General features: G+C 34.8%; 16 protein-coding genes and 1 pseudogene. 6 read left to right on the forward strand and 11 right to left on the reverse strand.

What is annotated here, in order from left to right; all coding sequences use genetic code 11:
• A pseudogene (locus ACILQF_RS02460) lies at positions 1–153 on the forward strand (hypothetical protein); the annotation flags it as partial.
• Here the strand turns inward: ACILQF_RS02460 and ACILQF_RS02465 are convergent.
• Positions 138–1358, reverse strand: a complete 1221-nt coding sequence (locus ACILQF_RS02465) for an MDR family MFS transporter (protein WP_395625829.1) — start codon at positions 1356–1358, stop codon at positions 138–140. The pseudogene ACILQF_RS02460 and the gene ACILQF_RS02465 sit on opposite strands and share 16 nt — an antisense overlap.
• Before the next feature lie 208 nt (positions 1359–1566).
• Between ACILQF_RS02465 and mutS the strand changes: the two genes are divergently transcribed.
• Positions 1567–4143 carry a DNA mismatch repair protein MutS gene (gene mutS / locus ACILQF_RS02470; RefSeq protein ID WP_395625844.1) on the forward strand — a complete coding sequence of 859 codons (2577 nt, stop codon included), beginning with the start codon at positions 1567–1569 and terminating at the stop codon, positions 4141–4143.
• Between the two features lie 397 nt (positions 4144–4540).
• Entirely contained in the window at positions 4541–5485 is a 945-nt protein-coding gene (locus ACILQF_RS02475; RefSeq protein WP_395625830.1) for an exonuclease domain-containing protein, read from the forward strand.
• A gap of 159 nt (positions 5486–5644) precedes the next feature.
• Here the strand turns inward: ACILQF_RS02475 and ACILQF_RS02480 are convergent, their stop codons facing one another.
• From ACILQF_RS02480 to ACILQF_RS02500, 5 genes are all read right to left on the reverse strand, one after another.
• Positions 5645–6484, reverse strand: coding sequence for a hypothetical protein (locus ACILQF_RS02480; protein ID WP_395625831.1), 840 nt, complete (start codon positions 6482–6484; stop codon positions 5645–5647).
• Positions 6485–6487: 3 nt separating this feature from the next.
• Positions 6488–7426 (reverse strand): tRNA epoxyqueuosine(34) reductase QueG, encoded by a 939-nt coding sequence (gene queG / locus ACILQF_RS02485; RefSeq protein WP_395625832.1) that lies wholly within the window; start codon positions 7424–7426, stop codon positions 6488–6490.
• A gap of 210 nt (positions 7427–7636) precedes the next feature.
• Positions 7637–8659 (reverse strand): Holliday junction branch migration DNA helicase RuvB, encoded by a 1023-nt coding sequence (gene ruvB / locus ACILQF_RS02490; RefSeq protein WP_395625833.1) that lies wholly within the window; start codon positions 8657–8659, stop codon positions 7637–7639.
• A gap of 50 nt (positions 8660–8709) precedes the next feature.
• Positions 8710–9450, reverse strand: a complete 741-nt coding sequence (locus ACILQF_RS02495) for a polyprenol monophosphomannose synthase (protein WP_395625834.1) — start codon at positions 9448–9450, stop codon at positions 8710–8712.
• Positions 9451–9480: 30 nt separating this feature from the next.
• Positions 9481–11016, reverse strand: coding sequence for a peptide MFS transporter (locus ACILQF_RS02500; protein ID WP_395625835.1), 1536 nt, complete (start codon positions 11014–11016; stop codon positions 9481–9483).
• A 117-nt stretch (positions 11017–11133) separates the two neighbouring features.
• Between ACILQF_RS02500 and ACILQF_RS02505 the strand changes: the two genes are divergently transcribed.
• Positions 11134–12384 carry a DUF819 domain-containing protein gene (locus tag ACILQF_RS02505; protein WP_395625836.1) on the forward strand — a complete coding sequence of 417 codons (1251 nt, stop codon included), beginning with the start codon at positions 11134–11136 and terminating at the stop codon, positions 12382–12384.
• Positions 12385–12410: 26 nt separating this feature from the next.
• Here ACILQF_RS02505 and ACILQF_RS02510 read toward each other — a convergent pair whose 3' ends face one another.
• The 3 genes from ACILQF_RS02510 to ACILQF_RS02520 form a co-directional block, all read right to left on the reverse strand.
• Positions 12411–13310 carry a hypothetical protein gene (locus tag ACILQF_RS02510; protein ID WP_395625837.1) on the reverse strand — a complete coding sequence of 300 codons (900 nt, stop codon included), beginning with the start codon at positions 13308–13310 and terminating at the stop codon, positions 12411–12413.
• 6 nt (positions 13311–13316) lie between these two features.
• On the reverse strand, positions 13317–14495 hold the full coding sequence (locus ACILQF_RS02515; protein WP_395625838.1) for an acetyl-CoA C-acyltransferase: 1179 nt from the start codon (positions 14493–14495) through the stop codon (positions 13317–13319).
• A gap of 173 nt (positions 14496–14668) precedes the next feature.
• On the reverse strand, positions 14669–15685 hold the full coding sequence (locus ACILQF_RS02520; protein ID WP_395625839.1) for a metallophosphoesterase family protein: 1017 nt from the start codon (positions 15683–15685) through the stop codon (positions 14669–14671).
• Positions 15686–15822: 137 nt separating this feature from the next.
• Here ACILQF_RS02520 and ACILQF_RS02525 point away from each other — a divergent pair, with 137 nt between their 5' ends.
• Positions 15823–17037: a cation:proton antiporter gene (locus tag ACILQF_RS02525; RefSeq protein WP_395625840.1), complete on the forward strand. Its 1215-nt coding sequence runs from the start codon at positions 15823–15825 to the stop codon at positions 17035–17037.
• A 29-nt stretch (positions 17038–17066) separates the two neighbouring features.
• On the forward strand, positions 17067–17510 hold the full coding sequence (locus ACILQF_RS02530; RefSeq protein ID WP_395625841.1) for a PaaI family thioesterase: 444 nt from the start codon (positions 17067–17069) through the stop codon (positions 17508–17510).
• A 37-nt stretch (positions 17511–17547) separates the two neighbouring features.
• Here ACILQF_RS02530 and ACILQF_RS02535 read toward each other — a convergent pair whose 3' ends face one another.
• Positions 17548–18792: a nucleoside recognition domain-containing protein gene (locus tag ACILQF_RS02535; RefSeq protein WP_395625842.1), complete on the reverse strand. Its 1245-nt coding sequence runs from the start codon at positions 18790–18792 to the stop codon at positions 17548–17550.
• 72 nt (positions 18793–18864) lie between these two features.
• Positions 18865–19748, reverse strand: an 884-nt coding sequence (locus ACILQF_RS02540) for a M14 family zinc carboxypeptidase (protein WP_395625843.1), incomplete at its 5' end; no start/stop codon positions are given.

Here is a 19748-nt window from a genome sequence, read left to right on the forward strand (position 1 = left end):
GAGCCTTTTACTAGTTTTTGTTTTGAAACACAACATCATTGTAACGCGGTTCATATTCCAGATTTTCCCTCTACTATCCTTCGTCCCGGAGAAGTTTATCGACATCAAACGAATTATTGTGTGAATGTTATGGATATTTATTCAATTCGTTGAAATTTCTTTTGAGTTAAATAGTTTAATAAAAAGAATCCAGCAGCTGTTATCATACAAATGGCACTGATTGTCCACCAATAGAGTGAGTAGCCTCCATAATTAACTAGAAATGAGCCATATAGCGGACTAATTATTTGGGCTACCGACCAAGAAATGGTATAAAGAGCGGCATATTCTCCACGATTTTTATCGTTAGACCTGCTGGTCCAAAAAGTATTCATAAAGGGCATGGAGAACATTTCACCAAAAGAGATGAAAATGGTTGAAATAATAGCAACCATGGCTAGAGCTGGAAGAATATCTAATAATGCAAAGGCAAAACCTGTTATAATGGTGCCAATTCCAATAAAATATAAGGGAGGTTTTTTCCCATCAATTTTATTAATTAAAAGCATTTCAAAACCAACAATGAGTAAGCCATTCATGGCCATTAAACCTCCAATAAATTGTTCACTCAAGTTCCATTCAGATTTATAGAAAAGAGGTTGAAAGGTAAATAATTGAAAAAAACAAGACGCGAATAAAGTACTCAATATAATGAATGCAAGATATAATTTATCTCGGTAGGCTGATTTAATTATTGGATTATCTTGTTTTTCTGAATCAGTTTTTACTTTTTTTATAGGGGGCAATAATTTTATAAGAATAATGGCAGCAAGTATATTGGTGAAGCCATCCACAAAAAATAATAAATGGTAATCTATGGATGCCAAAAATCCTCCTATTGCTCCACCAAAAGACCAACCTAGGTTTATAGCCATTCTATTTAAAGAATAGGAACGTGTACGAGTTTTTTCTGTACTATAATGTGCTACTGCGGAAGAATTTGCAGGTCTGAAACCTTCATTACACATGCTTAAAATAAATGTTCCAATAGACAGACTCATAAAAGTTTCAAGGAAGGCGAGAGAAATGAACATAAGTCCTCCGGTAATTAATGCGCCAACCTGCAAATAGTAAAATCCAATCTTATCTGTGATTTTACCACCTATAAACGCACCAAACACAGAGCCTAGTCCGAATAAGGCCATTACCGTACCCGCTTGTACTATGCTGAAGTTTAATTTTTGAGTACAATAAATGGTTAGAAAGGGAATAACCATAGTCCCGCTACGGTTAATAAGCATAACAAGAGCTAAATACCAATTCTCTTTACTTAATCCTGAAAAGGCTTTTTTGTATATATTGAGGGTATTTTTTAACACAGATCAAAGATAGATTATTGGAATAAGTTTTACGATAATTTTAAAGAAATGAATTAAAACATCATAAATTTATTCTGCTGTTTAGAAAAATTTCCCACCATTTTAACAGTTATCAACAAATCTTCTAATAAACTTTTAATCCATTAACTTTATTCTTTTAAAATTTAAAGATTTGTCGAAGAAGGTTGAACAGAAGGAAACCCCTTTAATGCTGCAGTACAATACAATCAAGGCTAAATACCCTGGTGCATTGCTTTTATTTCGTGTTGGTGATTTTTATGAAACATTTGGGGAAGACGCTGTAAAAGCATCTGGAATTCTCGGAATTGTGCTTACCAAACGTGGAAATGGTTCTGGTACACATATCGAATTGGCTGGTTTTCCGCATCATTCTTTAGATACTTATCTACCAAAATTGGTAAGAGCGGGACAGCGTGTTGCTATTTGTGATCAATTAGAGGACCCTAAAACGACTAAAACTATTGTTAAACGCGGTGTTACCGAGCTTGTAACGCCAGGGGTTTCATATAGTGATCATATTATTCAGCAGAACAGAAATAATTATTTAGCATCTCTTTATTTTGAAAAGAATTCCTTCGGAATTGCATTTATTGATATTTCAACTGGTGAATTTTTAGTTGCACAAGGAAATGCAGACTATATTGACAAGCTTCTTCAAAGTTTTAAGCCTAGTGAAGTAATTTTTCAAAAGAGCAGACAGCGAGATTTTACAGAAACCTTTGGTGATCGCTTTTATACGTATCACCTCGATGACTGGGCTTACAGTGGCGATTATGCTGCTGAGTTTCTGTTGAAGCATTTTGAAGTGAAATCATTAAAAGGCTTCGGCATAGATAAATTCCCATTGGCCATTACTGCGGCAGGTGTGGCACTTCATTATTTAAATGAAACAGAACATCGCAATCTTCAACATATTTCTTCAATAGCTAGAATTGAAGAAGATCGCTATATGTGGCTCGACCGATTTACGATTCGAAATTTAGAGTTAATTGGTTCTTCCAACGAAAATGCAGTTAGTCTGGTTGATGTTTTGGATCAAACCTGTTCACCTATGGGGGCTCGTTTACTTCGTCGCTGGATAATTATGCCACTAAAAGAGTTAAAACCTATTCAGGAGCGACTTGATGTAGTTGAGTTTTTAATGAATCAAGACGATCTGCGTGAAAAACTTTTGTATGAATTGAAACAGATCGGTGATCTGGAAAGGCTAATCTCTAAAATTGGGCTTCAAAAGGCTAATCCAAGGGAAGTGATGCAGTTGAAACGTGCTTTATATGCCATCTTCAATTTGAAAGATCTTTGTCAAAATGCTGATAATTACGCTTTAAAAATGATTGCAGAACGGTTAAACCCATGTTTACTTATTCGTGAAAAGATTGAAAAGGAGTTAAATCCAGATCCTCCAGTTCTGATTATTAAGGGTAATGTGATTGCTGATGGGGTAGATGAGGAGCTCGATCGATTAAGAAAAATTGCCTTTGGAGGAAAAGGATATCTTTTGGAAATACAAAAGCGGGAAGCTGAAATTACCGGCATTCCCTCATTAAAAGTGGCCTTTAACAATGTTTTTGGTTATTATTTAGAAGTAACACATACTCATAAAGATAAAGTTCCTGCAGATTGGCTCAGGAAACAAACTCTAGTTAACGCTGAGCGATACATTACACCTGAACTAAAGGAGTATGAAGAACAAATTCTTGGTGCCGAAGAAAAAATATTGGTCCTTGAAACTCGACTTTACAATGAGCTAACTTACGCTTTATCGGAATTTATTAAACCGATTCAGCTTAATGCTCAATTAGTTGCGCAGCTTGATGTTCTTCTTAATTTTGCCACTTTGGCCATTAAAAATTATTATGTCAAGCCAATAATTGATGAAAGCAGCCTAATTGATATTAAAGGTGGAAGGCACCCTGTAATTGAGAAAAACCTTCCCCCAGGTGAAGAATACATTACAAATGATGTGTTTTTGGATAGTGATACTCAGCAAATTATTATTATCACCGGACCAAACATGTCGGGTAAATCGGCTTTGCTGAGACAAACCGGATTGATTGTTTTAATGGCACAAATGGGTTGTTTTGTTCCAGCTAAAGAGGCCCTGATAGGAATTGTTGACAAAATTTTTACGCGTGTTGGTGCATCAGATAACCTAAGTACCGGTGAATCAACTTTCATGGTTGAGATGAATGAAACAGCGAGTATTTTAAATAATTTATCGCCAAGAAGCTTGATTTTAATGGATGAAATCGGTCGCGGGACAAGCACCTATGATGGTATATCTATCGCTTGGTCAATTGCTGAATTTCTTCATAATCACCCAACGGCGCAAGCTAAAACCTTGTTTGCTACACATTATCATGAATTAAATGAGCTAACCAATTCATTCAGCCGTATTAAGAACTTTAATGTTTCAGTTAAGGAGCTCTCTAATAAGGTTATTTTTCTCCGAAAGCTGGTCCCAGGTGGAAGTGAGCATAGTTTTGGAATTCATGTCGCAAAAATGGCTGGAATGCCCCAAAAATTAGTTGCTCGTGCAAATGAAATTCTTAAACGGCTTGAGCAGGAACGAACTGGTGGTGAAGATATTAAAGATAGCCTTAAAAAGGTTCAAAAACAGGCCTATCAATTACAAATGTTCTCCATAGATGATCCAGTTTTACTCAAAATTAGAGATATGTTGAACAATCTTGAAGTAAATACACTAACTCCAGTTGAAGCCTTGATGAAATTGGATGAGATTCAAAGGGTGTTGAAGTCTTAGTAGGTAGTAGTTAGTATTTAGTAATTATATGTGAGATATTAGATGTGAGACATTAGATATGAGACTATGGATATGAGCGTTCCTGTGGTTGGTTTTTTGACCATACCACCTTTTTCTTGTGCTTAGTCTAGATACTAAATTTCTTCATTGTACTTACTCTTTGCTCCTTATTACTTGCTCAAAACATTCCAATTGTGAATTATCACCAAATCCATAAAAATTCTCTATTATATTCAGTAATTTTATAAAATATTGATACACCAGGTTTTTATGAGCAACAACAAAGGCGATTACACATTCTGGATGAAATATAAACGCTTTGCCAGCACAGAAATATTAATGTATCTCATTATGGTAATTGGGATACTTTTGGGAATTATAATCTTTAGTTAATTATATGAAATTAAATTTAAAACGTCCTCTTGCTTTCTTTGATTTAGAAACTACTGGTGTAAACGTTGCTTCTGATCGTATCGTTGAAATATCAATTTTGAAAGCCTTGCCGGATGGCACTGAAGATGTTAAAACATTGCGAATTAATCCAGTTATTCCTATTCCACTTGAGTCATCTTTGATCCACGGTATCTACGATGAGGATATTAAACATGCTCCAACATTTAAACAGGTAGGTGAAGACTTAGCCAGATTTTTAGACGATTGTGACCTTGCAGGTTATAATTCTAATCGCTTTGATATTCCTGTATTAATGGAAGAGTTTTTACGCAATGGAATTGATTTTGATATTGACAACAGACAATTTGTGGATGTTCAGAATATTTTCCATCAAATGGAACAGCGTACATTAAAGGCTGCCTACCAGTTCTATTGTGGTAAAAATATTGAAAATGCTCACTCAGCTGAAGCGGATATTAAAGCTACCTATGAGGTTTTAAAAGCGCAGATCGAGAAGTATGAAAATATGGACTGGGAGGATAAAAAAGGGGTTGTTACTAAGCCTGTTCAGAATAATATAGAGGCTCTGCATAAATTTACAAATCTTAATAAACCGGTAGATTTTGCTGCCAGAATGGTTTATAATGAAGATGGCGTGGAAGTAATTAATTTTGGAAAGCATAAGGGAAGGGCTGTAGAAGATGTTTTTCAGTCTGAACCTAGTTATTACAACTGGATGCTTAATGGTGATTTCCCACTTTATACCAAAAAATGTTTGGAGAAGATCTGGAACCGCATGAATGCCAAGAAAGAGCAATTGCGTAATGAAAGGCAAGCTGCAAATGCCGCCGCTCGACCAGAACCCCTTAATTCTCAAAAACCTAAGGAAGAAGCAAAGCCCCTTAATACAGATATGCTAGAGCAGCTGAAGATGAAATTTGGGAAGTAGGTAGGAGTTGTTAGTTATCAGTTGTCTGTTATCAGTTGACGGTTATCAGTTGTTAGTTATCAGTTGACGGTTATCAGTTGACTGTTATCGGTTGACGGTTATCAGTTGACGGTTATCAGTTGTCTGTTGTCACTTAGGTTTCTTAGGCAAACAACACTATTAAAACCCAATTGGGTAGTACGGATTACTAATTACCCCTTCATCGCTTAAAAGCGGATGCAAAATTTCAGATTTCAGAACTCTTTGAATAGTAGTTTTTTTTTCATCAACCCAAACTTTGTTCAGAACTAATCTTATTCCGTGGCTATAGTCTACGTGGATAGTCGAATGTCCGTTGTATAATGGCTGAATTACTTTTCCATCCGGCTCATGCCATCCATAGATTACTACTCGAATAAGGCCTTTTTCATTGACTATTTTATTGGAAATCACCACATCCTTTTTATTTCCTGACACCAGACTCCCGTTTGGAAATTGTTTAAAGCTACTTTTCCTTTGTTCTTGAACCATTAAATTATGTTTTTCAAAAACTGGAATTGTAACCATTTCCTTGGATGGAGGAATTGGTTGTGGCAGCATTTTTACGCTTGCATTTTGGTGAATTTGATTTGAAATTTTACGTGTCGGCAGACTGCTTTTTAAATATTTAGCTAATTTTTGGGCTAATTGAGGTCGCATAGGGCAATAAAAATAATCGCTTTCATTTCCAATAGCCAGAAAATCGGGGATTACGTAATATCTAATTGTATGCTGATTATTATTAATTAATAAAGTATCTCTAATTTCTACTATTTTCCGATAAAAATCGGGAATGTTTCCTGTCTTGATTTCTTTTAAAATTATCTTTTCTCGTTCATCCAGACTCATACTTGTATCTCGAATACTTTTTGAGAATTCAGATCCAGATAAAGCATTTAATGGACGCTTTTTAATTTTTAAATTTTGACTGAAACAAAAAAATGGAATAAAGAAAAAGATGCCAATTATTGTGTTTTTCATTTTTTACTCATTTGAATATAAAAAATCAATGTTTTTCTTCAAACCGGCATATTTAGTACGCTTAACAGCCGAATTTTTAAATACTTTCTTAAAGGTTTCTTCTGTAATTTCTTGCCATTCTTTTTGGGATAAGTCTAAAATTCCTTCATGTGGGTTAAAGCTAGGTTCTGTGTGGAGAATGGAAAATTTATTCCAAGGACAAACATCTTGGCAAATATCGCAGCCGAACATCCAATTATCCATTTTTCCTTTAAACTCTTTCGGAATTTCATTTTTTAGCTCTATGCTGAGATATGAAATACATCGACTCCCATCAACCACATAAGGAGCTATGATTGCATCAGTAGGGCAGGCATCAATACATTTGGTACATGTTCCGCAATAATCTTTGCTAGGTTCTTCATCATAATCTAGTTCTAAATCAATGATTAATTCAGCCAAAAAGAAAAATGAACCAGCTTTTTTATTGATTAGATTTGAGTTTTTGCCAATCCATCCCAAACCAGCCCTTTTTGCCCATACTTTGTCGAGAACAGGTGCCGAATCAACAAAGGACCGGCCATTTACCTCGCCAATTTCTTGACGGATGAATTCAATTAATCTTATTAGTTTCTCCTTAATGACTTTATGATAATCATCTCCAAAGGCGTATTTGCTGATTTTTGGAGCCTTAGAATCCTCTTGTTTTTGATCTGTATAATAATTGAGAGCTAAAGAAACAACCGATTTAGCGCCATCAACTAGTTTACGAGGATCGAGGCGTTTATCGAAATGATTTTCCATATAACTCATTTCGCCATGATGATTATTTTGGAGCCAATTCTCAAGTCGTGGAGCCTCTTCCTCCAAAAAAACTGCTTTTGAAATACCACAAGCCATAAAACCTAAGCGATTGGCCTCTGTTTTTATCAATTGGCTATATTTTGTGCTATAACTAGTCATTTTTTTACAAAGGTAGCTTCTAGCAAATTAAAACATTTGATTTGAAGGCTTGCTATTTTATTAAAATGAGATATGAGATATGAGATATGAGATACGAGATACGAGATTTGTGATTTGAGACGAAAACCCAATCTCATATATAGTGTCTCATAACTATTGCCTAGCGTCTAATGTCTATTGTCTCACATCTCATATCTCCTATCTAGATTCCTAAAACAACTTACCAGTTTGCCCAGATTTTACTCGCCCGAGATGTTTATATGCAATTTCAGTACACTCTCTTCCTCTGGACGTACGCATGATATATCCTTCTTGGATTAAGAAAGGTTCATAAACTTCCTCAATTGTGCCTTCTTCCTCACCAACGGCTGTGGCAATGGTTTTTAATCCCACAGGGCCACCCTTAAATTTGTCGATGATGGTTATAAGGATTTTATTATCCATTTCATCCAGACCATGCTCATCCACATTTAATGCGTTTAAGGCATATTTAGCTATTTCGGTGTCTATCTGACCAGTACCTTTTATTTGGGCAAAATCACGTGTACGACGCAAGAGAGCATTGGCAATACGAGGAGTTCCGCGACTCCTGCGGGCAATTTCATAGGCTCCTTCTTCTGATATTTCAGTTTTAAGGATTTCTGCTGATCTTAAAACAATGGTGGTTAATAGTTTTGCATCATAATACTCTAAGCGACTATTAATACCAAAACGAGCTCTGAGAGGAGCAGTAAGTAATCCTGACCGTGTTGTAGCTCCAACCAGTGTGAATGCGTTTAATGAAATTTGAACAGAGCGTGCATTAGGGCCCGTCTCAAGCATGATATCTATCTTGAAGTCTTCCATTGCAGAATAGAGATATTCTTCAACCAGCGGACTTAAACGGTGTATTTCATCAATGAAAAGAATGTCCCCTTCTTCTAAATTAGTCAATAAGCCAGCTAGATCTCCTGGCTTATCCAAAACTGGTCCTGAAGTAATACGAATATTAACTCCCATTTCATTCGCAATAATATGCGATAAGGTAGTCTTTCCTAGTCCCGGAGGTCCATGTAAAAGCACGTGGTCAAGTGCTTCACCTCTAAGTTTAGCGGCTTGAACAAAAATTCGCAGATTAGCTAAAATTTTATGCTGTCCTGTAAAATCTTCAAAAACTTGTGGGCGCAGCACTTTTTCTATCTCCCTTTCTACGGGTGAAAGATTTTCTTCTGCGGGATCTAAGTTTTCGTTCATTTTTTGACAAAGTTAAATAAGTGTATAAAGATAAAAATTGCTTCTTAGTATCAAGAATCTATCTTTCTGGAATAATTTCTAAAAAAGCTACTTAGTTTAATTTGAATGACCCCTAAAAATGCTTCTCGGAATATTTTAGTACTCATTTTTGAGGTTCCTTCCGTTCGGTCGGTAAAGATAATGGGTACTTCAACCACCTCAAAGCCATACTTTATAGCGGTAAATTTCATTTCAATTTGAAAGGCATAGCCGATAAATCTTATTTTATTTAGCGGGATAGTTTCTAAAACAATACGTTTATAACACTTAAATCCTGCCGTTGCATCTTGAATGGAGATTCTTGTAATAAATCTTACATAAACTGATGCGAAATAGGACATTAAAACCCTACTCATTGGCCAGTTTACCACATTAACTCCTTTGATGTACCTAGATCCAATGGATAAATCAGCACCATCTATGCAGGCAATTTTCAATTTTATTAGATCTTCAGGATTATGAGAAAAATCAGCATCCATCTCAAAAATATAGTCATAATGACGCTCTAGAGCCCATTTAAAGCCATGGATATAAGCAGTTCCTAAACCAAGCTTACCCTTACGTTCCTCAATATGAAGTAAATCTTGATATTCTGCCTGCAGCTTTTTTACAATATCAGCGGTGCCATCAGGTGACCCATCATCAACAATTAGAATCTGAAAAACATCAGGAAGTGAGAAAACCTTTCGAATAATATTTTCGATGTTCTCTTTCTCATTGTAAGTTGGAATTATAACAAGGCTATTGGACATAAAAAATATTAAAAATGATTTATTTGTTTTCTATTCAATTCCATGCATTTTTTTCTTTAAAATATTCTTAAGTAGTATTAAAACAATACCTGCAGCTCCAGTGGCTACAACAAATATGGTAAAGAAGCCAGATAATGAGGATGTTTCTGCAATTGAATCCATGAAGCTTGCCATAAATCCGCCAATATAATTAGCGAGTGCTGTAGCACCAAACCATATACCAAACATTAATCCAACATATTTTTTCGGGGATAATTTACTGATATAAGATAATCCGACAGGAGAAACACAAAGCTCACCCATGGTATGGAATAAATAGGCTAAACATAACCAAATAATACTCACTTGAGCCAATTTAGCACCATTTGGTATTGCTAAAGATCCAAAAACTAAGGCTCCGAAACCCACAGCAACCAAAAGTAAACCTAAAGCAAATTTTACGGGACCTGAAGGACTGAATTTACTCGAAGAGAGCTTCATCCATAAGGCAGAAAATACTGGTGCGAGAAGGATGATGAACAATGAATTTAAGGTTTGAAACCAAGATGCAGGAATTTCTAATGCCTGATCATTAAACTGTCTGTTCAGCATCCAAATAGCTAGAGACCACATCGTTACAACACTTAAGCCCATTGCAAGAACTGTAATGCGATATGTTTTTCCAATTCTTGAAGCCATATTTACCCAAAGCCAGGTTAGAACCGCCAATGGAACAACAGTTATGATTGTATTGATGATTTTGAAGGTGTTTGCGGCAAATCCGGGACTTAAAGTTCTATCGGTATAATCTCTGGCATATAAATTCATTGATGATCCAGCTTGTTCAAAAGCTAACCAGAAAAAGATTGTGAAAAATGAGAAGACACCAATTACAATTAAACGATCACGATCAATTTTTGATAGGGGCTCATTGCTAATCGCTAAGTTTTCTGCTTCAGTCTTTTTCAAGGGTCTTTCTCCAATTTCCCCGAAAAACTTACGAGCAAACCAAAATTGAATCAAACCTAAAAACATAAAGATTCCAGCTAAACCGAAACCATAATGCCATCCAACCGACTCGCCAATGTAACCACATAATAAAATTCCTAAGAAAGCTCCTGTATTAATACCCATATAGAAAATGGTGTAGGCAGAATCTTTTAATAAACTTCCATCAGGATAAAGCTGACCCACCATGGATGAAATATTTGGTTTAAAGAAACCATTGCCAATAATTAAAAAAGCACAACCTAAATAAAATGCAGGAATGGCATCAACAGCCAAAACAACATGACCTATAGTCATTAAAATAGCTCCAATTAAAATAGCTTTTTTATAGCCCCAGAGCTTATCAGCTATGAGCCCCCCAATAATTGGAGTAATATAAACCAAACCCGTATACCACCCATAGAGCATACTTGCATCAGCTCTACTCCAGGCTTGTCCACCGTCGGCAAGTGAAGCCGTTAGATATAAAACAAATAGCACGCGCATTCCATAATAACTGAAGCGCTCCCACATTTCTGTGAAGAATAAAATGAAAAGACCAAGTGGATGGCCAATCAATGATTTTTGTTGTAATTCCATATTAGTAGGTAATTGGTTTTAAATTTTTATTTTTTTTAGTGTTTGGTATATTAAAAAGTTCAATTATAATTAATTTTTACTAAAATTGATGCTTTATATATTCTTAAATAAATAAAAATGACTGTTCAAACTGCCCTTATAACAAATGATGCTGTTGTTCTCGGAATACTAATGAGTATTCTTGGTTTGGTATTTTGGACTTCACAAAGTAATCACATTATTTTTAAGAATCTATATAAATTTATTCCACCAATATTACTTTGTTATTTCTTGCCTGGATTATTAAATTCTACAGGGATTATATCAGGTTCAGAATCAGTACTTTATTCTATCGCCTCAAGATATTTACTTCCTGCAAGTTTAGTGCTTTTTACTCTAAGTCTTGATTTGAGGGAAATTTGGAAATTACGTAAAAAGGCAGGTTTGATGTTTATTACTGCTTCTATAAGCATTATGCTTGGTGGTCCGGCGGCTGTTTTTCTAGTTTCTCTTTTTGCACCTGAAATTGTTGGTGGGGTAGGACCAGAGGCTATTTGGAGAGGTTTGAGTACAGTTGCGGGTACTTGGATTGGGGGAGGTGCAAATCAAGCTGCGATGTATGAGATATTTAAGCCTAGCCCGGATTTATTTTCTGCAATGGTGGCTTTAGATGTATTTATTTCTTACTTATGGATGGCCTTATTGCTTTTCGGTGCGAGCAGAAATTTAGCAATTAATAGATTCTTAAAAGCCGACGATCAGTCTGTAACGGAAATAAAAGATAAAATTGAAGCTTATCAGCTTGGTATTATGAGGATTCCTAAAATGGAAGATATTATTCTAATTTTAGCAATAGCTTTTGGAGTAACGGGGATTGCTCACTTTGGTGCTGATAATATTGCCCCTTGGATTACTCAAAACGCACCATATCTAAGCACCTTTAGCTTAACTTCTGGATTTTTCTGGCTTGTAATTATAGCCACAACCTTAGGCATGTTATTATCTTTTACTAAGTTGAGGAACTTGGAAGGTGCCGGTGCCTCAAGAATAGGTAGTGTTTTGCTATATGTTCTAATTACTACTATTGGAATGCAAATGAATATTATGTCAATTTTAAATAAGCCAGGTGTTCTTATAGTTGGCTTAGTTTGGATATTGATTCATATTATAGTAATTTTTATAGTTGCAAAGTTTACTAAAACACCATTTTTCTTCTTAGCTGTTGGAAGTATGGCAAATATTGGTGGGCCAGCATCAGCTCCTGTAATAGCTAGTGCATTTCACCCTTCTCTTGCTCCAATTGGAGTTTTATTGGCAGTTTTTGGTTATTTTATTGGAACCTATGGAGCCTATATTTGCGGATTAATGATGCAAGCTGTATCACCATAAGTATATTTAAATTTTAAAACTGAATATTATAGATCTTTCATCTTTTTTGGATCATTGAAATTATCATCTTGATCTGTAGGATTATTTTTTAATTCCAAATCGGATATAAACTTCCATCTTCCATTTAAAAGTTTAAACCCGTCATATGAGAAATCTGGTCCGTAAAGTTCATATTTACCTTTTAATTTGGGGTCTGGTGGAGCTAAATGATCGAAAACAATGCTATTCTCGCTAGCATTATAGTTTAAAAACATACTCGCTCTTCTGTCATATTCGAAAATGATTCGTTTTTTACCCATATTGTCTGGATCATCATCAAATACAGGCATTCCAAAGTAGGCCTTCCCATCCTTAAAATGCAATATTTCAATTAATTTTTTAGTTGATTGTATCGTATGTCCCTTCCATCCAAGTAGCACATAATATGGGTTTTCTGCGTTTTTTAATACCGGTATTACCTTGTAATATTGTGCACCATACCACTTGTCATTGCTATAAATGCTGTCGGCAGCATTCTTTAACGATGAACTATAATCGACTAAAGGAAACATTTCAAGCTGCCCATTAGGAGTATTCATTTGAATGGTTCCATAATATCTATAACTTCCATCATCGTTCATTACATGCCAAGTTAAAATTCTAAATTTCTGATCTGGAGCATTTTGTATGGAGATGCTTTTTAATGCATCGAATGGGAATTGGTATGAAAATGGAATTTTTAGCGCCGATACTAAAGTTTTGATCAGTTTATAACTTGCATTATACCTTTGGGGTTCAATGCTATCATTAATCATATTGAAACTAATTTCTTGAAGGCTATCTTGAAGTGCTATTAGTTTTTGTCTACCGGAATTATCTAAAGCTTGGCCTTCTACTTTTGTGTTAACAAAAAATAAAAGGCCAATAATCAGTATGAATTGCTTCATGAATTATTATTGTAGGTTTTCAATTATTAGAGCGCTTGCGCCTCCACCACCGTTGCAAATTGCAGCTAAGCCAATTTTGGCCTTGTTTTGTTGAAGTACATTAATTAGTGTAACAACTATTCTAGCTCCAGAAGCACCTAGTGGGTGTCCCATGGATACTGCCCCTCCATTTATGTTTACTTTAGATGGATTAAGGTTTAATATCTGGTTATTTGCCAATGAAACAACAGAAAATGCTTCATTAATCTCAAAATAATCTACGTCATCAGATATTAATCCAGCACGTTTTAAAGCAATGGGTATGGCTTTTGAAGGACTAGTAGTAAACCATTCAGGGGCTTGTTGTGCATCAGCATAAGAAATGATACGTGCCAAAGGTTTTAAACCAAGCTCATTTGCTTTTTCCTTACTCATTAATACTAAAGCTGCCGCACCATCATTTAAAGTGGATGCATTAGCAGCAGTAACAGTCCCATCTTTTTTAAATACCGTTTTCAAAGATGGAATCTTATCAAATTTTACAGCATTTACTTCTTCATCGTCTGCAATTGAAATTATATCACCTTTTCTATCTTTAATTTCTATAGCTACAATTTCATTTTTGAATTTACCAGCGCTTTGTGCGGCCTGCGATCTTTTATAGGATTCTATAGCATAGTTGTCTTGGTCTTCGCGACTGATTTTACATTCGCTGGCACATAATTCGGCTGCCGAACCCATGTGATAGTCGTTATATACATCCCAAAGTCCATCTTTTACTAAACCATCGATTATCTTGCCATCACCCAAGCGATAGCCATTTCTTGCTTTATCAAGGTAATAAGGAACATTACTCATACTTTCCATACCACCAGCTATCACTATATCGTTTTGCCCTAAAGCGATACTTTGAGCAGCTAGCATAATTGCTTTTGTACCCGAAGCACAAACTTTATTTATTGTTGTAGCAGGAACATCAGGTAAACCAGCAAATTTGGCTGCCTGTGTGGCTGGTGCTTGTCCGATGTTTGCAGATAAAACATTTCCCATGTAAACCTCCTGAACTTGCCCAGTTTCAATACCTGCACGTTCAACAGCTGCTTTTATTGCCATTGCTCCTAGCTGACTAGCGCTAAGCGAAGACAAAGATCCACCGAAACTACCTATGGGCGTTCTTACTGCTGATATAATATAAACTTCTTTCATTTTAGGTTAATTAATTAGTAGGTGCAAGTTAAGGATTTAGGAATAGGGTCTGCTTTTTTAACGTGATTTCAACTAATTTCTTACGATTCATTAACATTTCTTTAGAAAGATAATAATGATGCCAATAATTTTGAACTGATTGAAATAGTTAATCTCCTTGCTATGTTTTTATATTATTGAGTGTCTTTGAATGAGGTGCCATTAAAACCTTGAACTGAATCAGGTAGGGCATTAAGATTTATTTCACTATTATTTAAAGCCATGTAGGTTTTATAGGTAAAATTCAAGGATCTACGCTTTGGAATTTCAATAATAGAATAGGTTTTAAGTGCCTCATTCGTATTTCCTATCAATTTTCTTGGTCCGTCACCAATGCAACCTGCATTTAAAAAACGAATTCCCTCTTTTATAGCAGGGTAAAAAGCGTGCTGGTGACCACTAATGTAAAGATCAATTTTATGTTTTTTGAAAAATTTCAATGCAGTTTCTGGGTCTTCGTTTACTTCTCCCACTTTGTTTTTACTGTCTACAATGGCATATAACGGTAAATGCCCAATTAGTATTCTTAATCGTGCTTTTTTAGCCTGCTTTGAGGATAGTTGTGTTTCCATCCACTGATATACTTCCTTATTTATTTTAGCACCTGCTGCATCCCAACTTATAAAAAGAACATTATTTTTAATATAACTGTAATAAAATGGGTAATGACTTGAATCCACAAAATTTAAACCACTTGCTTCTTTATTTTCAGTCCAAAATTTTTGCGACAGTTTACGATCTGTTAAGTAAGAAGGGGAGGCATCATGGTTTCCCAAAGTAAATCCAAAGGGGATGTTTAGTTTATTTATTGGATTAAGAACTGTGCTCTTAAAGCTGTCCCACATTGCATTAATGTTATCTTCAGATAATGAAGATTTTTGCCCTGCTACCATGTCTCCACCGCATAAAATGATGTCGGGTTTAATTTGATTTAATTGACCGATAACTGATTTTACTTCATCGCTATAATTTATGGATCCATAGCTTGAATTTAGGTCAGATATGACACAAATTTTTAAGGATTTGTTCTTTTTATTCGTATTGTTTATTGGCAAATCCTTTCTAGAACACCTGTTTTCTGCTGTAGAAAATGAACTTAAAAGCAAAATGAATAGGATGCCTAAAAGGTAATTTGAATAGTTTTTTTTCATTAGTAAATATTTATACTCAAATCTAATTATTTGTAATGATCGAATATTAAATAATTCAAATACATTGGAATGAATTATAATCCATATTCATCGATCGGTTTAACTATTTTTGTGAATCAAATTAATTAATAAGCTGAATGATTTTTGATACTTATTACATATTGATTGCGTTTTCAGTGCTAGTGATCTTATCCTACTTTTTTAATATTATCGCTGACCGATTAAAAGTCCCATCTGTTATACTTTTAATTATTTCGGGGATTTTATTTAAAATTGGCGCTGACTTTATTCAGTTTGATTTTCCTGTATCTAGAACGGTTCTTGAAATTTTAGGGGTAATGGGTTTAATATTGATCGTTTTAGAGGGCTCTTTAGATCTCAAAATTACCATTGATAAACGACAAATAATTAAGAAATCTTTATTAGCAGCAACTCTAATGCTATTTTCAACCACCGTGGCTATTGCTATAATTCTTGGTTATACACTTGATATGTCTTTTAAGCAATCATTGCCATATGCAGTAGCTATGGGTGTAATTAGCAGTGCAATTGCCATTCCAAGTGTTAATAAACTAGAAGCCAATAAGAAAGATTTTATCATTTATGAATCAAGTTTTTCTGATATCATTGGGATTATGCTCTTTAATTATGTGATTTCTGAAGAATTACTTTCAATAGTTACTATTGGCACTTTTTTTGGAAATCTTATACTAATAAGTATTATTTCCGTTGTCTGCACACTTTTGGTACTTCTTTTGTTTAAATTTCTTAAGGGACATATTAAGGTATTTTTAATCTTGTCTATATTAATTCTTGTTTATTCTTTATCAAAACAATTGCATCTGCCTTCTTTGTTTTTTATTCTGGTATTCGGATTGGTGCTTAATAATGCAGAGCCTTATTTAAAAGGTTGGTTGAAGAAATATCTTCATCCGGCGAAACTTTTAGAGGTAAATATTGAACTTAAAACAATGACTGCAGAGTTAGCATTTCTTATTCGAACTTTCTTTTTCCTTTTATTTGGCTATAGTATTAATATCTCATTAATTATTTTGGAGCCTGTAATGCTAACTGGAAGTCTTGTAATTTTGATGATTTTAATTATTAGATATGTATTTTTACGATTTATATCTAAAACTAATATCTTTCCTGAACTTTTTATTGCTCCACGGGGTTTAATTACAATTATTCTCTTTTATAGTATTCCCTCTAATCTTACCACAGATAAATTTAATGAGGGGGTTTTGTCCTTTGTAATTCTAGGTTCTGGGTTTATTATGATGTTGGGACTTATTTTTTCTAAGAAAAAAATGAATTCACATAATGAACTAGACTCTGAGTATGTTTTATAATTAATAATTTTAAAATAACTTCAAATGATATGATGGAAAAGACAAACAGTCGCTTAGACCAAATGAAGCAATTTATTGATAAAAAGACTTTTGATAGTCCTTCGCCATTTTCTCATTGGTTGAAGCCAATTATCAAGGATGTTTCTTATGGATCCTTAAAATGTGAATTTACTGTTCGTAAAGATATGACTAATCCCATGGGAATGCTTCACGGTGGTGTGTCTGCTGGAATAATTGATGATATTATTGGAGCGACTATTTTCAGTATGGATTTAAGTCATCCATTTACAACAATAAACAATTACATCGATTATTTCGCCCCTGCAATGGAGGGAGATATCATAGAAGCTCACACGAGTGTTGTTAAATTAGGTCGCCAGATTATTAATCTTCAATGTGAAATTTGGTTACCTTCTAAAAAGCGACTAATTGCACGTGGCTATTCTAATATGATACGTATAGAAAAACCCTGAATTTAATCTCTGGATTTTTCAATCTTGTTAAAATACTTTATTTAATGGTATGTCCAAAGAATATGTACGCAAGAAATATAGCTGCTATAAGTCCCACGAAATCAGCAATTAACCCACATATAATAGCATACCTTGGTTTTGTTATTCCCACAGAGCCAAAATATACTGCAAGAACATAAAAAGTGGTTTCTGAGCTACCTTGAATGATGCTAGATAATCTTCCTTGAAAGGAATCAGCTCCATAAGTTTTCATTACATCTACCATTAAACCTCTGGCACCACCACCACTCAAAGTTTTCATAAGTCCAACGGGTAAGGCAGGAACAAATGAAGTGTCAAGTCCAAATATTGCCACAACAGAGCCAATTGAATTCACAATATAATCCATACAACCTGTTGTACGAAAGGCACTTATGGCGACTAATATGGCAATTAGAAAGGGCACAATCATTATTGAAGTACTGAATCCTTCTTTGGCACCATCAATAAATGACTCATAAACATTCACTTTTTTGGATGCTCCATAAACGATAAAAAGTGTGATAATTGAAAAAATAATCACCCCGCCCATAAGTCCGGCATAAACCTGAATTTGATCAGGAGGGAGTGAACCTAGCCAAAAATAGAGTCCTGACATGATGGCTATAAACCCGCCGAAAAAGATAAGGATGGGAAGCTGAAAAAGGTTGATTTTTTGATAGATAGCTACAGCTATCATTCCAGCTAAGAAGGATATAAAAGTCCCAATTAAGCATGGAATAAACACATCTGCTGGATTTGCTGCACCGTTTGCCATTCTTAGTGCAATAACTCCAGTTGGTATTAATGTTATGCCCGCAGTATTTAAAACGAGGAACATAATTTGCGCATTACTTGCGGTATCTTTCTTAGGATTTATTTCTTGCAATTCCTGCATCGCTTTTAAGCCTACAGGAGTTGCAGCATTATCAAGGCCTAGCATATTTGCCGAAAAATTCATGATTATTGATCCATTTGCAGGATGATTTTTAGGCACTTCAGGAAATAATTTACTGAAAAAAGGATTGACACCGCGTGCAAAAAGTGTGATCATGCCAGCTTTTTCGCCTATTTTCATAATTCCTAGCCAGAAGGTCATTATTCCAACTAAGCCGATAGATATTTCAGCTCCAGTTTTTGCGCTGTCGAACATGCCATTAACCACATTATTGAAAATACTTGTATCACCAAAAACAATGAGTTTGACTAATGCGACAAGAAAAGAAATTACAAAGAAACCAATCCAGATATAATTTAAAGCCATGGTGAAAAGCTGTTTTGCTAGTTATTATTGTAAATTATTTGAAAAATAAAAACGGACGAATTATTGCCTAATCTATTCATTTAAATTTGTTAATCTTCCATTCTCAATGGTTAGAAGTATATTATTTCCATTTTGAACGATTAAATCGACAGGCTCATCTATCTTCAATTGCCTAATTTCAATTGTTTTATAATGCTCGCAATCAATTTCAACGTATGCATTAAAGCCAGTTAAATCACCTAAATCACTTAATAAATAGGTATAGGTGACTGAAGTGAGGTTCGGATTGATTTTTTCTTGTGCAATGAGTCCAATATCTGCCAAATAACTTATCCCGTTACGCGTAAGCTTACAATTCTTTAATAAAAACTGAAGGTGATTTTTTTTATTTTCTGGTATTGAAAAATAATCTTCTAAATTTTCAGACAAATATGTTTCATCTGCTATGCTTATTAAGCCTGAAAGTATAGATTTTAAATAAATCTTACGGATATATTGCTTTTCAGGATCATTTCTGAATCCACCTGCTTCAATCAGGATGGTGCTCGTACCTGCGTCTTGGAAATTATCTCCAAATGCTCTGGGTTCAAATTCATCGTCGAACCGAGCAATATGCCCCGAAATATCATTTTGAATACCTTTTTTTATTACAGATATAACTTGCATTGCCTTTTTTCTTATGGTATTTATGCTGAGTTCTCGATCGTATGCAGGCGCTAATAAGGAAATGGTTGCGGGATTATTTGTCTCAGCTACCGACCATAAAACACTCTGATCATGAAGGTTAAAGCCGAAATCAGGATTGATTTTATCTCTTAATTGACGTAGAATTTTAGCTTCGGGGCTCTGTTGTTTATGAAAGTCTCTATTGATATCTATTTCCATCGCATTTCTCCTGGTAAATACTTCAGCTCCATCAGGATTAAGCATAGGCAAAATGTAGAGTGTTACTTTTT

Source organism: Daejeonella sp. (assembly GCF_044232565.1).
GTDB lineage: Bacteria > Bacteroidota > Bacteroidia > Sphingobacteriales > Sphingobacteriaceae > Daejeonella.